General features: G+C 37.0%; 17 protein-coding genes and 1 tRNA gene. 8 read left to right on the top strand and 10 right to left on the bottom strand.

The window, feature by feature from the left end; translation table 11 throughout:
* The first annotated feature begins 198 nt into the window (after nucleotides 1–198).
* Together J3U74_RS10595 and J3U74_RS10600 are read left to right on the top strand one after the other, a co-directional pair.
* Nucleotides 199–453, top strand: a complete 255-nt coding sequence (locus J3U74_RS10595) for a DUF4224 domain-containing protein (RefSeq protein WP_267329361.1) — start codon at nucleotides 199–201, stop codon at nucleotides 451–453.
* Nucleotides 437–1,459 carry a tyrosine-type recombinase/integrase gene (locus J3U74_RS10600; protein WP_267329362.1) on the top strand — a complete coding sequence of 341 codons (1,023 nt, stop codon included), beginning with the start codon at nucleotides 437–439 and terminating at the stop codon, nucleotides 1,457–1,459. Before J3U74_RS10595 ends, J3U74_RS10600 begins: the two co-directional genes overlap by 17 nt.
* A 93-nt stretch (nucleotides 1,460–1,552) precedes the next feature.
* Here J3U74_RS10600 and J3U74_RS10605 read toward each other — a convergent pair.
* The 4 genes from J3U74_RS10605 to hemA all read right to left on the bottom strand — a co-directional run bounded on the left by J3U74_RS10605 (nucleotide 1,553) and on the right by hemA (nucleotide 3,646).
* Nucleotides 1,553–1,639 (bottom strand) — tRNA-Leu (locus J3U74_RS10605).
* Between the two features lie 99 nt (nucleotides 1,640–1,738).
* Nucleotides 1,739–1,981, bottom strand: coding sequence for a zinc ribbon domain-containing protein (locus J3U74_RS10610; protein ID WP_220219543.1), 243 nt, complete (start codon nucleotides 1,979–1,981; stop codon nucleotides 1,739–1,741).
* A 102-nt stretch (nucleotides 1,982–2,083) separates the two neighbouring features.
* Complete coding sequence (locus J3U74_RS10615; RefSeq protein ID WP_220219542.1) at nucleotides 2,084–2,338, bottom strand: DUF1289 domain-containing protein; 255 nt, start codon at nucleotides 2,336–2,338, stop codon at nucleotides 2,084–2,086.
* A 36-nt stretch (nucleotides 2,339–2,374) separates the two neighbouring features.
* Nucleotides 2,375–3,646 carry a glutamyl-tRNA reductase gene (gene hemA / locus J3U74_RS10620; RefSeq protein ID WP_267329363.1) on the bottom strand — a complete coding sequence of 424 codons (1,272 nt, stop codon included), beginning with the start codon at nucleotides 3,644–3,646 and terminating at the stop codon, nucleotides 2,375–2,377.
* A 177-nt stretch (nucleotides 3,647–3,823) separates the two neighbouring features.
* Between hemA and lolB the strand changes: the two genes are divergently transcribed.
* Both lolB and ispE read left to right on the top strand, forming a co-directional pair.
* Nucleotides 3,824–4,447 (top strand): lipoprotein insertase outer membrane protein LolB, encoded by a 624-nt coding sequence (lolB, locus tag J3U74_RS10625; protein ID WP_267329364.1) that lies wholly within the window; start codon nucleotides 3,824–3,826, stop codon nucleotides 4,445–4,447.
* 12 nt (nucleotides 4,448–4,459) lie between these two features.
* Nucleotides 4,460–5,302 carry a 4-(cytidine 5'-diphospho)-2-C-methyl-D-erythritol kinase gene (gene ispE / locus J3U74_RS10630; protein WP_267329365.1) on the top strand — a complete coding sequence of 281 codons (843 nt, stop codon included), beginning with the start codon at nucleotides 4,460–4,462 and terminating at the stop codon, nucleotides 5,300–5,302.
* Nucleotides 5,303–5,373: 71 nt separating this feature from the next.
* On the opposite strand, the gene J3U74_RS10635 is transcribed toward ispE, so the two are convergent.
* Nucleotides 5,374–6,021: a DUF421 domain-containing protein gene (locus J3U74_RS10635; RefSeq protein WP_220219538.1), complete on the bottom strand. Its 648-nt coding sequence runs from the start codon at nucleotides 6,019–6,021 to the stop codon at nucleotides 5,374–5,376.
* 166 nt (nucleotides 6,022–6,187) lie between these two features.
* Between J3U74_RS10635 and J3U74_RS10640 the strand changes: the two genes are divergently transcribed.
* Complete coding sequence (locus J3U74_RS10640) at nucleotides 6,188–6,358, top strand: hypothetical protein (protein WP_267329366.1); 171 nt, start codon at nucleotides 6,188–6,190, stop codon at nucleotides 6,356–6,358.
* Here the strand turns inward: J3U74_RS10640 and J3U74_RS10645 are convergent.
* From J3U74_RS10645 to J3U74_RS10655, 3 genes are read right to left on the bottom strand one after another with little or no spacing between them, the layout of a single operon-like run.
* Nucleotides 6,355–7,041: a response regulator transcription factor gene (locus J3U74_RS10645; protein ID WP_220219537.1), complete on the bottom strand. Its 687-nt coding sequence runs from the start codon at nucleotides 7,039–7,041 to the stop codon at nucleotides 6,355–6,357. The two genes, J3U74_RS10640 and J3U74_RS10645, sit on opposite strands and share 4 nt — an antisense overlap.
* The gene (locus tag J3U74_RS10650; RefSeq protein ID WP_267329367.1) at nucleotides 7,038–8,489 is read right to left on the bottom strand and encodes a sensor histidine kinase; all 1,452 of its coding nucleotides are present in this window, start codon (nucleotides 8,487–8,489) and stop codon (nucleotides 7,038–7,040) included. The genes J3U74_RS10645 and J3U74_RS10650 overlap by 4 nt, the downstream gene beginning before the upstream one ends.
* Before the next feature lie 3 nt (nucleotides 8,490–8,492).
* Entirely contained in the window at nucleotides 8,493–9,842 is a 1,350-nt protein-coding gene (locus J3U74_RS10655; RefSeq protein ID WP_267329368.1) for a vWA domain-containing protein, read from the bottom strand.
* Between the two features lie 286 nt (nucleotides 9,843–10,128).
* Here J3U74_RS10655 and apt point away from each other — a divergent pair, with 286 nt between their 5' ends.
* From apt to J3U74_RS10670, 3 genes are all read left to right on the top strand, one after another.
* Nucleotides 10,129–10,680, top strand: coding sequence for an adenine phosphoribosyltransferase (gene apt, locus J3U74_RS10660; RefSeq protein ID WP_220219534.1), 552 nt, complete (start codon nucleotides 10,129–10,131; stop codon nucleotides 10,678–10,680).
* 309 nt (nucleotides 10,681–10,989) lie between these two features.
* Complete coding sequence (gene ddaH / locus J3U74_RS10665) at nucleotides 10,990–11,760, top strand: dimethylargininase (RefSeq protein ID WP_220219533.1); 771 nt, start codon at nucleotides 10,990–10,992, stop codon at nucleotides 11,758–11,760.
* A gap of 87 nt (nucleotides 11,761–11,847) precedes the next feature.
* Entirely contained in the window at nucleotides 11,848–13,257 is a 1,410-nt protein-coding gene (locus tag J3U74_RS10670; protein WP_220219532.1) for a basic amino acid/polyamine antiporter, read from the top strand.
* 15 nt (nucleotides 13,258–13,272) lie between these two features.
* Here the strand turns inward: J3U74_RS10670 and J3U74_RS10675 are convergent, their stop codons facing one another.
* Nucleotides 13,273–14,019, bottom strand: coding sequence for a tRNA1(Val) (adenine(37)-N6)-methyltransferase (locus tag J3U74_RS10675; protein WP_267329369.1), 747 nt, complete (start codon nucleotides 14,017–14,019; stop codon nucleotides 13,273–13,275).
* A complete protein-coding gene (gene nfi, locus J3U74_RS10680; RefSeq protein ID WP_255556219.1) occupies nucleotides 14,009–14,680 on the bottom strand; it encodes a deoxyribonuclease V in 672 nt (223 codons plus the stop codon). Before nfi ends, J3U74_RS10675 begins: the two co-directional genes overlap by 11 nt.
* Nucleotides 14,681–14,717: the final 37 nt, after the last annotated feature.

The raw sequence follows: 14,717 nt of genomic DNA on the forward strand, positions 1-14,717 counted from the left end.
TGGAACAACCGCAGGAGTTGCAATGGCCAATAATAGAAATGCAATTCTATGTGAATTGAATCATGAATATGTTGCTCTCGTAGACGAACGTATTAACTCAATAGTGAACAAATAACAAGGAAATGATTATGACTAAACAATTAAAACCCTACCCGTTTTGTGATAGCGCAGATTTATTTATTGATGAAAGACGAATGTATGAATGATATTGAGTTAGGAGATTTAGGCGTGAGCGAATCAATCATATTAACTGATGATGAATTACTGCTGCTAACGGGCAGAAAAAACAAAAGTCTTCAAATAAAATGGTTAAGAGAAAACAAGTTTAGCTTTCATGTCAATTTACTTGGAAAGCCAATAATTTTGCGTTCATCATTGAATCAAAAAGTAATCATTGAACAAAAACAACAGCAAGAGCCAGATTTTGGAGCTTTAAATGGCAAGGAACCGTAAGGACAAAAAAGACAACATCCTTCCCCCACGCGTATCAAAAAATAAATATTCATACTACCTCAAAACAAAAGAAAACAAAACAGTTACACTAGGCTCAATAAATATGAGCATGGTTGAATTATGGGCAAAGTATGAAGGGGTAATTGCAGAACAACAGAAAGTGATGACGTTTAGTAAATTATGGAACATGTATTTAAAAAGCGCAGGGTTTAATAAACTAGCGTCACGCTCACAAAAAGATAAGCTAAAAGGAGCTAAAAAAATATTACCCGTTTTTGGTCATATAAATGTTAATAATATTAAACCAGAGCATATACGGCGATATATGGACATTAGAGGCGAGCAAAGCGAAGTGCAAGCAAATCATGAGCTATCCTATATGTCTGTTACATTTGGTTGGGGATATGAACGTGGATATTGTAAAATTAATCCCTGTGCAGGTATTAAGAATTTTACGATCACACCCAGAGATAAATATATCGACGATATCGAATACTACACTATCTATGATGAAGCTATAGATATTATTAAAGTCGCAATGGAAATATCATATTTATGTGCTGCTCGACAGGGTGATATACTTAATCTAAAACATAATCAGATTCTAAAAGAAGGCTTGTATATCAAACAAGGAAAAACAGGTAAAAAACAAATCAAGCAGTGGACAGAAAGGCTAAAAAAAGCTATTGATTTAGCCACAAAACTATTTCCGCCCTCTTCATCCGATTCTTTGGTTTTACTTAATCAGTCAGGAGAAGCATTGATCCAAAAAACATTTAATTCATATTGGCTGGATGCAAAACGAAAAGCAGAAGAAAAATTAGGTAGAGAAATCGATTGCACATTTCATGATATTAAAGCTAAAGCTATTTCAGACTACGAAGGTGCGACAAAAGATAAACAGCTATTTAGTGGTCACAAAACTGAAGCACAAGTTAATACTTATGACCGAAAAGTTAAAGTTACACCAACCTTAAATCCCCCCAAAAAAGAAAATTTATTCTAACTGTATATTCTAAGTGAATTCCAAGCATGTATTTTGTTTAGCTGTAAAGCAGCAAACAAATAATATAACGAATTGATTTAATTGGTGTTTAAGTGGTGCCAGTGGTCGGACTCGAACCGACACGCTTTTAAGGGCGGCGGATTTTGAATCCGCTGCGTCTACCAATTTCGCCACACTGGCATTAAGAAGTGTAAATAAGTAAACGTTGGCATTATACTAAGCTTTGCGATATCTGCAACAGATATTATCGTTAAGTCTTCTGGTTGCCTAAAATTTCAGCTACCATTTGCGTTTCCATGCCGGTAATTTTTTAAGAATGACATAAGCGGTCTGTTTTGCCACCGGATAAATGATATTGTGCTCTTTTGCATAACGTAATGTGACTTCCTGCCATTTTTCATCAAACGTTTTCATCGTCCCGTCTTGATGAGCGCAATGTTTACAATAATTTTTGGAGATATCGTGTAAAGGATAATCGCCGATTGATGTCATTGGCATACCGCAGGCAATACACATTTTCATAATTTAATCCCAATTCACCAAATGAAAAAACACATACGGATAACAAAATCCTACTCCGAGTTTAATAGGATTACAAGATGAGTTTAGCAGGATGATAACAGTTTAAAAGTTCAGCTCCATTTGTGGCGTCGTAGATGTGGATTGTTGTTGGCGTTGTTGCTGTATTAGCAAATAGCGACGCCTTAATGCTCGCTGTTTGCATAAACGTAACACGTCTTGTTTTTGACTATTAGATAGCTTTAACCAGTTAAACCGCTCTGCTCTTGATCGATAGCAAGTTAAACAATAGCCTTGCTTATCGGTCTCACAAACACGTTTACAAGGGCTTTGAATATCAAAAAACTCAATCTGATCCAATTTTTACCACATCCTTTTAGGGTGCTGTATAGATGCTTAATGCGCCTTTAACCCTAAAGCTTTACTGAGTACTTTAAAACAATCATCACAATCATGCGCAGCTGCGTGTAATAACGTTTGAGTTGGCGCATGAATCAGTTTATTGGTTAATCGATGCGAAAATTCGGCAAATACCTCATCGATATTCGCACCCTGTTTGATAGCGTTACGAGCCTTGAGTTCTAACTCTCGCTTAATATTTTCGGCGTTACGTCGATACTGTACGATATAATCAACCGCTTCTCTGGCTTTCAACCATTCAAGAAAAATCTCCGCTTGCTGTTGAATAATGGCGTGGGCTTCTTGAGCGGCAATTGCACGTTGTTCAAGATTATGCTCAACCGTTTGTTGCAAATCATCAATAGTATAAAGATGAATAGGTTTGAGTTGATTGACTGTCGCTTCTATATCACGAGGCACCGCCAAATCGATAAATAGCATTTGCCGATAATCTCGAGCTTGTAATGCTTGTTTAACCATTGTTTGACTAATAATAGGTGATAAGCTCGCTGTCGAACTAATAACAATATCAACCTCGCTTAGCCGAGCTGCAATATCCGATAAAGCAATCATCTCAGCATCAACAATTGCGGTAAGTTTTAATGCATTTTCAACCGTGCGATTAGCAACAATGATATGATTGAAGTTATGGGGTTTTAAATAACGGGCAATAAGCTCAATAGTTTCCCCTGCTCCAACCAGCATAATATTTAAGCTTGAGGTATCAGTAAATAACTGGCGAGCAACTAAACAGGCAGCATAAGCAACCGATGCGGTATTGGCTCCAATATTGGTTTGACTACGCACAATTTTGGCAACATGAAATATCGATTGAAACAGTTTAGTTAATTTGACCGATAAGCAATTTTGTTGCTGTGAATAGTGATAAGCTTGCTTAACCTGACCTAAAATCTGCGGCTCACCAATAATCATCGAATCGATACCACAGGCAACTGACATTAAATGTTCAACGGCTTGTTGCCCTTCATGCCAATAAAATGAATCTCGATAATGACTGATATCAAAATGATGAAATTGCGCTAACCAGTTTTCAACAGACTGTTTAAGCCGTAAATAGTCAGTTTGATGCTCATAACTTAAGTAGATTTCAGTTCGGTTACAAGTCGATAAAATAACACAGCCTTCCACTAAAGGATGTTGGTAAAGACTAGATAACGCTTGTTCGACTAATTCATTAGGAAAAGCCAATTTTTCCCTTAAAGCTAGTGGCGCTGTTTTATGATTAACACCTAATATTGTAATTGACATTGCAATGCTTCTTATTTTAAATTTTTTATTAGAAATAATTATTTTATTAAGCGTTCTTTGGGTTTGTATTATACATAAAAAAAATATAAAGGTTAATTTACAGTTAGATTTTCTTATTCGCTCATTTATCAGTTATAATCATCCTACCCTAGCCTAAACTAACTAAAGAGCTGACTTATGTTTCATAAAATAAAATATGTGCTTGTTATAAGCTTGCCATTGCTAATTACAGCTTGTCAAACGACCAAATATCAAACTACGGCATCATCACAGCAACAATGGCAGATGCATCAACAAGAACTTAAACAAATTACCGCTTTTCAAGTTAAAGGTAGCATAGCCCATATCGGCGAAAAAAACCGCAGCTATGGACGTTTCTTAATCACACAACAATCACCTAATCGTTACGAAATTAGATTAACCACACCGATTGGTACCAATATTTTAACGCTCAGAGCCGAGCCTGATTATGCTCAACTGACTGATAGTGACGGTGGACGTTATGATGATAGAAACGTTGAAAGTTTAATGAGAAGAGTGACTAACGTGAACATTCCGCTTGAGTCATTACACAATTGGTTGAAAGGTTATTCTGATGATCCAAATGCCGATAAATTAGATAATTTGGGTAGATTAGCCGCCACTTCATTTATGCAAAACAATAATAAATGGGCGCTTAAAATTACCAATTATGATACCTATACCTATCACAACAAAAAGATTGATTTACCGGCAACAATTGAACTTACCCATAAAGATGATCTTGTTCGCCTAAAAATCAGCAACTGGACTTTACAATAACGGATAAACCGAATGAAACACTGGTTGTCACCTGCTAAATTGAATTTATTTTTATATATTACTGGTCGTCGTGCTGATAATTACCATAATTTACAAACGCTGTTTCAATTTATTGATTATTGCGACAGCTTAACATTTAACGTTACGGCATGTGATGAGATCAAATTATTAACACCATTTGATCACGTCCCTGCCGATAAAAATTTAATTACCATTGCCGCACAGCGATTAAAAAATTATAGCAATCGGCAGGAATTAGGTGTCGAGATAAGTATTGATAAAAAAATACCAATGGGTGGCGGCCTTGGCGGTGCATCATCCAATGCAGCCACCGTGCTAGTTGCATTAAATCATTTATGGCATCTTAATCTATCAACACAAACATTAATGGAAATCGGGCGTCAAATTGGCGCTGATGTACCGATTTTCATTTACGGACATGCTGCTTTTGCCGAAGGAATTGGCGATCAGTTCCAACGTGTTGATATTGCCGAACATTGGTATTTAGTCAGTTACCCAAATATTGAAGTGTCAACGATAGACGTATTCAACGATCCTAAGCTGACTCGTGATACAGCTTGTCGAACGATTGATGAGCTTCTTTCAATACCCTTTGATAAACTCAGTAATGATTGTGAAAAAGTGGTACGTCAACGTTATCCCAACATTGATGAGTTAATCCATTACCTTTCACAATTTGCCCCTACCCGACTAACCGGCACAGGCGCATGTGTTTTTAGTCAATGCCAATCAAAAGATCATGCTTTGGCATTACAGGCTAAACTTAATAACACCATGTCGGTGAGTAGTTTTATTGCAAGGTCATTAAATCATTCGCCTTTGTACCAATCATGAAATCTAACCTTAAGGCGCTCAGTTAAAGCGACTTAAGGTTTATCAAAATTGTTTGCAATTACTATGATTGACTAATTAACCGCATCGCTAGGAATTATAAATAGATGCCCGTTATAGTATTCAACACAATATAGCCCTTCATAACTGTGATAACCTTGCTCAGCTAATTTCGCTTTTAGCCAATCTTCATCTTTTCCTAAATCTTTAAGTACATCATCTAACGGCTCTTCGTTTTCCAGCACGATTGATGCTATTCCTTTATCGCCTTTTTTAATGACCGACAGTTGCCCATTAGGCTCTAAAATCGCCTTTTCAACTTCGTGTATGGTAAATATGTTTTTCATTCTTAATAAAACGGCAAAACTCGACATGTCTAAATTGACCGCCGCAAATTCATTTAATTTAATTTTGCCTTTATCCATTAATACAATGGGATTACCGACAATAAAGGCTTTGGCATTTTGACTTTTCTTTTTTAAATAGTTGGAAACATACATAATCGTTGTCCACATCAGTAGCACAACCAAAAAATCAAATATCGTTAATTTAGGGTTATAGATGATGCCGCCAGCAATACCACCCAAAATCATATTACCGATAAAATCAATGCTGGACATTTGAGATAACGATGTTTTACCGGTGATTTTAAGAAATAAAATGATACAGATAAACACGACAAATAATTTCACTGCAATAATTAAAAAATCGTAATAATTCATTTTAGTCTTACTCCAATAGTATTGATAAAACATCAAACAAGTTATAGGGTTATAAAAACAAATGAATAGAACTAAAAACAGTACAGCAGCGAAAGTGACGCTTTTAAGAAAAAATTGTCACGATTAATGGTTTAAATGTATTTCGCCCATTTGCGAAATGCCAATCTTGAACACATTTAAAATACCACATAATCTGTTTATTCAATACCACCTGTATTCGGCTGGATCTATTACAGATGATAGTTTAAAGCCAGCAGACTACAGTAACGAACAGCAACGAACCGCAACGCTTAAAGAGCGTGACAAATCTAAACCGATCAAAACCGTTATCGCCTAGTACCGATAACCCAGTCCATGTGCGGTTTTGATTAAAGTTGGATTGAGTGGATCGATTTCTATTTGCTTACGCAACTTAGAAATATGTTGATCTAACGTTCGGCTATTGGGTGAATAATCATAGCCCCATACATAATCAAACAACATATCGCGAGTGACAACCTGATTTTTATGTTGATATAAGCACTCTAAGATTTTTACTTCACGCAATGAAAGCTCAATAACTTGATCATTTCGTTTGGCACAAAGTTCGGTTGGGTAAACCCATAAATCACCAAAAATAAAAAATGGACTGGATGTTTGATTAGAAGAGAGTTGAGATTTAAGATAACGTTTGGCAATGGCTTTGATTCTTGCTCTGAGTTCGTGGATACCAAAAGGCTTACTCATGTAATCATCGGCACCCAATTCTAGACCAATCACCCGATCAATCTCTTCATCTTTGGCCGATAAAAATAAAATGGGAACATCATCATTAGCTTTGCGAATCTCACGGCAAACAGAGTAACCGTCTAAGTCCGGCATCATAATATCTAAAATAACAAAATCGGGCGGGTTTTTACTAAATAGCTCAAGAGCGATTGTACCATTGGAAGCCTCAATAACGGTGTAGCCTTCCTGCTCTAAAAGATCGGTCATCCCCTTTCGGATATATTGATCATCTTCGACAATTAAAATTTTCATTTTGACTCCATTAAGATTAATGAAAACGCAACGCCTGGTTTCTCATTAGTCACTTTGATACTACCATTGAGCTGTTGGGCTAATTGATTTGCAATAGTTAAACCAATACCAGTGCCCGAAACGCCTTCGGTAATTGAAGAGTTAATTCGATAAAAAGGCTTAAAAATCTTTTTTAATTGATTATTAGCAATACCATTACCATAATCTCGAACGGTAATAATGGCTTTGTGATTTTGTTCAGTCAGAATTAAATCAACTTTTTGACCATTTGAAGCATATTTCTCAGCGTTACTTAAAAAGTTGCTGATGATCTGTATCACGCTGTCTTGATCCGTATTCATCATAAAATCATAATGAACATCACAAATTAAATTCAGTTCTAAAGACTTGGTTTCCAAAACCGGCCTAAAGGTGAAATAAATTTGCTTTACAAGTTGAGTGATATTGACGGGTTTAATATTGAGTTTAGCTGGCTTATTAAAATTGAGCACATTTTGTACTAATCTTGTCAGCCGATTACTTTCACTGGTGATCACATCCAAATAATCCGGTACCGGTTGGACTTCATCAATTAATCGCTCTTTGAGCATTTCAGAATAGAGAGATATATTGGTTAATGGTGTTTTAAATTCGTGAGACACTTGCCCGACAAAGCTAACTTGTTGTTTTGCCAAACGTAATGTTTGGGTATATTCGCGATAACAATAGAGAGCAAGTCCTAAAATTATCAGAATAAATAAAACAATAACACTGACACCAAAAATATAGATATTGGTTAAATTTGCTGATTGATAATAATAAGTTAATTGCCAATTTTGTAACGGATAATCTAATGAGATCACAATTTCATTAGGGTACTTTTCCCCGTTATTATAAATCTGCTTTTCATCATTAGATAAATTAAAGCTATCGTTCATTGCCTTTTCATCTAACAGATTGATCACATCTAATGATAATTTAATATTAGAAAGTTCAAAACCGATAATGGTATCTGACTGGATTGACCAATAAACTAGGTAATTATAGGCTTGATACCAACCTGTGCTCGAACGGTGCTGTTCATTTTGAGTATTATGGTTAAATAAAATCGAGTTATCATATCCAATAGATTCAACTAATTGAGACCATTGTTTATCTGTATCATTGCTTAAATATTTAATAACACCATGGTCAATCACAAAAATATTTTTTACATCAGTTTGGATTTGTAACAATTTATCTATATTTGATTCATCATATAATAATATGTCAGACAGGCTATTAAAATAGGTCGATCGCTGGGTTAACAGCGATCCAATTAAAGACTTTATATTTTCTGCACGGCTTTGTGCTAACAACTTCTCCTGATTTTCGCGTTTTATTACTTCGTGTTCTAGCGTGCGCCAACCAAGATAGCTAAAAGCCATAATAAATATACAAAGAGATAGGATCGCTGTTAATTTTTTCATAAGTTATTTTTCGATTTTATTTTGTCTCGATTGAAATTGTTTTTCGACCATTTTCTTACGAGCAACTTTTGCATCATCCTTCTCGATTGCATCAGCTAAAGCCTGATTAATATCCATTTGTGCTTTCATCTTTTCGCTAGCTTCGGGAGCGATACCCATGTATCGCATTGATTCTTCTGAAAGCTTCTCTGCAGAAACAGTTAATAGTGATTTAGCTTCTTCCGTTTTTCCTTGATTATACAGTGCCACCGCTTCGTCATTTGCCAGAATAACTTTTTGTATTTCACTTTCAGCAATAATATTTGGATCAACCGCTTTATCTACCACATCTTGCTTATTGGTATAAGCAATATTGACGGTCTGATTTTCTTTTTCTACTTTCTTATTAAGTAAGTCATTATACGAAAATTCGATATTTGCTAAAGTTTTATTTTCGCCAGCTTTTCCTTTTGGTGGAATAACTTCTAATAATACATACCTTTCTTGATTTGCATATAGCTGGTTCATTTTAATAATCACTTTATTACCTTTAATGATACCATCTCGACCCATTAAACGAACAGGTTTTGTGCCATCTTTAAGATTAATGGTAATAACAATATCTTGCGCTACAGTGGACATGACATCTTTAAATTCCCGAACAAATACATTTTCAAGTTTGGAAGTATCATCAACAAATACATGATTACCGTCGCTGTAACTGGCAATTGAAGACATCAGTTGTTCATTATAGTCATCGCCAATACCAAAAGTACTAATGGCAATATTCTTTTTAGCCGCCACAATCGCCAATTCGGATAATTCCGATACAGAAGATGGCCCTATATTAGCTTGTCCGTCCGAAAGGAGGATGATACGGTTAACATTATCCCGTGAAAGTTGTTTAGAAACCTGATTTATCCCTTTACTTACACCGGCAAATAAGGCAGTACCGCCATTTGCAACCAGATTTTTTTCAATTAAACTTATTATTTTTTGTTTATTTTTGACTTTGGTCGAAGACAGAATAACTTCAGCATTAGTATTATAAGCAATAATTGATAAAGTATCGTCCTCATTTAACATATTGACAGCTAAAATAGCGGCTTCTTTCGCTTTTTTGATACGTTCGCCTGACATCGAGCCTGAACGATCAATAACAATTGCCAAATTGATAGGTACACGTCCGGTCGGTTCATTTTTTTCACCAATTAACGATATTCTCAGATAATTCTTTTCTTCACCATTTTCCAGAATAATTGGCTGAGCAAGTTCAGACTGAACTTGAATTCGAGGTTTAACCAAATCGGTAGCCTGACTCATAAAGCTCAATAGGGTAAATCCTACAGCAGTTATTAGTTTAATCATTTTCATTGTTTCATCCCTTTGTGAAAAGTTTATTTAATTATCCAACTTTTGCCAATCAAAATGTCTAATGCATGTATTTATATGTAAAAGTATGTAAAAACAATTACGAGTTTGAAAATAGACCTTTAAACAGGATTGAGGAATAGAATTCCTTTAAAATTTACAGGTTAATATAACAGCAATTGCCTTATTTAACCAACATGTCATTTTTTGTTTATTGCCAGCTTAAAGAGCAAAGGTATATAATAAAAAATTAGCAACTCTTATAGAGAACATATAGAGAATCTTGAATATGACTCAGTTACAAGAAAAACTTGAACTTATCAGAAACAGTATCATCACTATTCCCGATTATCCTAAACCAGGGATTTTATTTCGTGATATTACCAGCTTACTTGAAGACCCTATTGCATTTAAAACCGCTGTTGAATTACTGATTGACCACTATCGAGATAAAAAAATCGATAAAGTTGTCGGCACCGAAGCCCGTGGATTTATCTTTGCCGCTCCTATCGCCTTAGCATTAGGCGTAGGATTTGTACCAGTTAGAAAACCGCATAAGTTACCGCGTCACGTATTTAGCGAAGCGTACCAACTGGAATACGGCACTGATACCCTCGAAATGCATTGCGATGCTATCAAACCTAACGAACGAGTATTAATCATTGATGATCTGCTAGCAACCGGTGGTACTGTTGCTGCAACCGCCAAACTAATTGAAAAAGCAGGAGGCATCGCTCAAGATGCGGCTTTTGTGATTAATTTACCGGATCTGCATGGTAAAACAAAATTAACCGATTTAGGTATTAACTGTTTTACTCTCATCGACTTTCATGGTGAATAACCGACTAAACGGGGGTGAAGCTATCGCCCTCGCACCACCAAAATCAGCATAAAAGCCATGGATAAGGCTTTACTCATAACTAACGAAATTACTACCATTTTTTAACAGTTCATTAACATGTTGCCCTTTCCTTTTCTTTTTTCAAAAGATATTCATCACTTTATCGCTGACTCCAAATCATACATACGCAATCCCCGCATCACAATATAAATGCATAAAAAAGCATATTAATGCTTGATTAAGCCAATAAACTGAATTATTATGCAAAATCTAAGCATAATTATTTATAAAGAAAGGAAATGTAAATAGATGAAAAAATTTAGTCATATTATTGCCCGAACACCTGCTAAATCATTGGTTGACGGATTAACTTCAGCAAATTTAGGTAAGCCCGATTATCAAAAAGCCTTAGATCAACATAACAACTATATTCGAGCCTTACAGCAATGTGATGTTGATATTACCATTTTACCCGCCGATGAGCGCTTCCCCGATTCAGTGTTTGTCGAAGATGTCACGTTGTGCACACCACATTGCGCAATTATCACTCGCCCCGGCGCACCTAGCCGCCGTGAAGAGACTGAAATTATGATCGACACGATTGAACGATTCTACCCAAATAAAGTAGAACGCATTACCGCGCCGGGAACGGTTGAAGCTGGTGATATTATGATGGTTGGTGATCATTACTACATTGGTTTATCTGCCCGCACTAATCAAGAAGGTGCAGATCAAATGATCGCTATTTTGCAAAAGTATGGCTTAAGTGGTTCAGTTGTCACTTTAGAAAAAGTGCTACATCTAAAAACCGGCCTTGCTTACCTTGAAAACAATAACTTACTTGCAGCCGGCGAGTTTATTACTAAACCGGAATTTCAACATCTTAATATTATTACCATACCGGAACAAGAAAGTTATGCCGCCAACTGTATATGGGTTAATGGGCGGGTCATTATGCCTTCAGGTTACCCGATAACTAAAGCAAAAATTGAAGCATTAGGTTATATCGTTCTTGAAGTCGATACCTCGGAATACCGTAAAATTGACGGTGGTGTAAGTTGTATGTCATTACGATTCTAAACCATTGTTAAACGAGAAATAATAGTTAGACGAGAAACAATAATTATACGAGCCTATTTCAATTTAATTGACCAAAAAGAAAACACAATGAATACACCAGTAAGAAAAAAACTCGGCATCCTACCGCTTACCCTTTTGGTGGTAGGTAGTATTGTTGGCAGCGGGATTTTTAGTTTACCGCAAAATATGGCTGAAGGCGCTGGCGCCGGCGCTATTTTGATTGCATGGGTCATTACCCTATTTGGCATGTTAATGCTAACGAGAATATTTCAATATCTCTCAATCCGTTTTTATAAAATTAACGACGGTTTATACGGCTATGTACGTGAAGGCTTTGGCGATTACATCGGCTTTAATGCCGCATGGGGATACTGGATATCAGCATGGATGGCCTGTGCCAGCTATTTAGTGATTCTTTTTAGTGCGATAGGCTCGTTTGATTGTTTTAATTATTTTGGCGACGGAACGACCTTGCCGTCAGTAATTGCCGGACTGATTTTTTTATGGATAGTCCATTTTTTTGTCTTAAAAGGCATCTATCGGGCATTTTTACTTAACTGTTTAGTCACTCTGGCCAAAATCATCCCCATTGGGCTATTTATTATTTGTGTCATTTTGGCATTTAAGGTAAATACCTTTAAGATCGATTTTTGGGGCTCACCACAGCTCGGCACAATCATCGAGCAGATCGAGCACACCATGCTTTACACGGTTTGGGTCTATTTAGGTATTGAAAGTGCGACCGTCTATGCCGCTCGAGCCAAAAATATGATCAGCATTAGTCGAGCAACATTTTTTGGCTTTGCCATCACCAGTCTGTTATTGGTTTGTGTTTCGGTTTTATCGTTGGGCGTTGTGCCACAAAATGAACTTGCCGAAATGAAAAACCCCTCTATGGCGTTAGTGATTGAGCGAGTCGTCGGCAGTTGGGGCGCGACCTTTATTAATCTGGGTTTGATTGTGTCAGTCAGTGGCGGCTTATTATCATGGCTGATGTTAGCGGCTGAAATGCTCTTTCTCACCGGACAAGGTGAAAAGCACACCGTACCAAAATGTTTTGGTAAACTTAATAAAAATGGCACCCCGGCCAATGCGTTATGGTTAACCACGTGTTTGGTTACCATATTAATTATTCTGGCGCACTTTCATCAATCCGGTTACAACACCTTGATTCAGTTATCGACATCAATGGTACTTATCCCCTATTTATTAGCGGCGCTGTTTGTGTTTAAACTCGCTTTAAATCGTGGTAAAGCTTATTTGATACTGATTGGTTCAGCCGGATCTATCTACGGATTTTGGCTGATTTATGCAGGCGGCATGTCCTATTTACTGTTATCGATGATTTTATATAGTGTGGGGCTGGTTTTTTATCTTTATGCCCGCAAACAGCGAAACTTACCTGCATTTAGCTATCTGCATGATAAACTTTATGCGATAGCAATCATTACACTGGCAATCATTGCTATCATCTATTTTTATATCCTGCCAAGTTAATATCAGTAAATGGCGTTATTTTCTGAACAGATAAAAGTCAGTCAATAGCGCTCTGAACGCTTTTGAGTACCGCCCGTCAACATCACGCATACAAAGTTGCTGGGTTAAAACATTGTGCGTTGGCTCAAAAGCAAACGCCATTAGTGACAACGAATATTCTTTATCTGCACTATAGTTAACATTCATCTGCTGGTGTAAATAGAGCTGATTTGACTCACATAACATCTTAAACTGATCGGCTAAGTGATAAGGCAGGACTAAACAAAAAAGCCCGTTTAACGACAATAGTCGTTTAACTGAGGCAATAAGCTCTGTAAAGCTTAACGTTTCAGTATAACGCGCAAACTGCCGCCTTGTAGTTCGACAGGCAACGGCTGAGGCAAAATAAGGCGGATTGGTCACAATCAGATCATAACAATGGGCTTGATTTAATTGAAACTGATTAAGATCGGCAATCATCGCATTTATCGATTGAAAATCGGCTTGCAAACTATTTTGCTGGCACTGATTCACCGCTTGCTCATCAATATCAATCGCATCGATTTGACAATCGGTACCTGCTAAACGTTGTGCTAGCATTAACGCAATAACACCACAACCGCAACCAATATCCAACACCTTTTTGGGCATCGTTTCCAGTGGCGTCCAAGCACCTAATAAACAGCTATCGGTCGTCACTTTCATTGGGCTGTTATCGTGGGCGACAAAAAAGCGCTTAAAGGTAAATCCGCCTTTTTTTAATGCTGTTTGATCAGTTGTCATGGCAAAATTTCTTAAATAATGGTTTATTGGACGCAACCGCATCCGCCCAGCGTGTCGGCTCCGGTAAGCGATATCCCCGTAAACATAAGTTCACCCATTTGAGTGCACTATCGAAACTAACACGATGACCGGGTGAGATAAATAACGGATTACAGTTATTTTTGCTTTGTAGAACCCAACCAATTTGCGCCTGTTTATCAATTAACGCAGTGACATTACCGGCGACTTTGGCAATCGGCTGAAATTGACCGCAAAGGCGCTTTTTAGCCACACCAATAGTTGGCATATCCAATAACAACCCAAGATGGCTAGCGATGCCTAAGCGGCGAGGATGGGCAATGCCTTGACCGTCGACAAAAAGCAAATCCGGTTTATGTTCAACTTGTTGCCAGGCGGCAAGTAAAGCCGGATACTCACGGAAAGAGAGATAGCCAGGAATATAGGGAAAGGTCGTCTCTATACGAGCGATATGATGCTCAACCAGCACCAATTGCGGGTAAGTTAAAATCACAATGGCTGCTCGGGTAATTCGACCGTCATCTTCAAAACCCACATCGGTACCACCAATTAATTTCACCGATGAGCTAAACTCATCAGTTAGTTTAACCTGCCCGGCTAATTGTTGTTGTGATTGTTTTAATTGTTCTAAATTGATAGACATTTTTATTTCGCTGAGTATGATCTATGGCAATAAATCG

Source organism: Gilliamella sp. B3892 (genome assembly GCF_026536305.1).
Taxonomy (GTDB): Bacteria; Pseudomonadota; Gammaproteobacteria; order Enterobacterales; family Orbaceae; genus Gilliamella.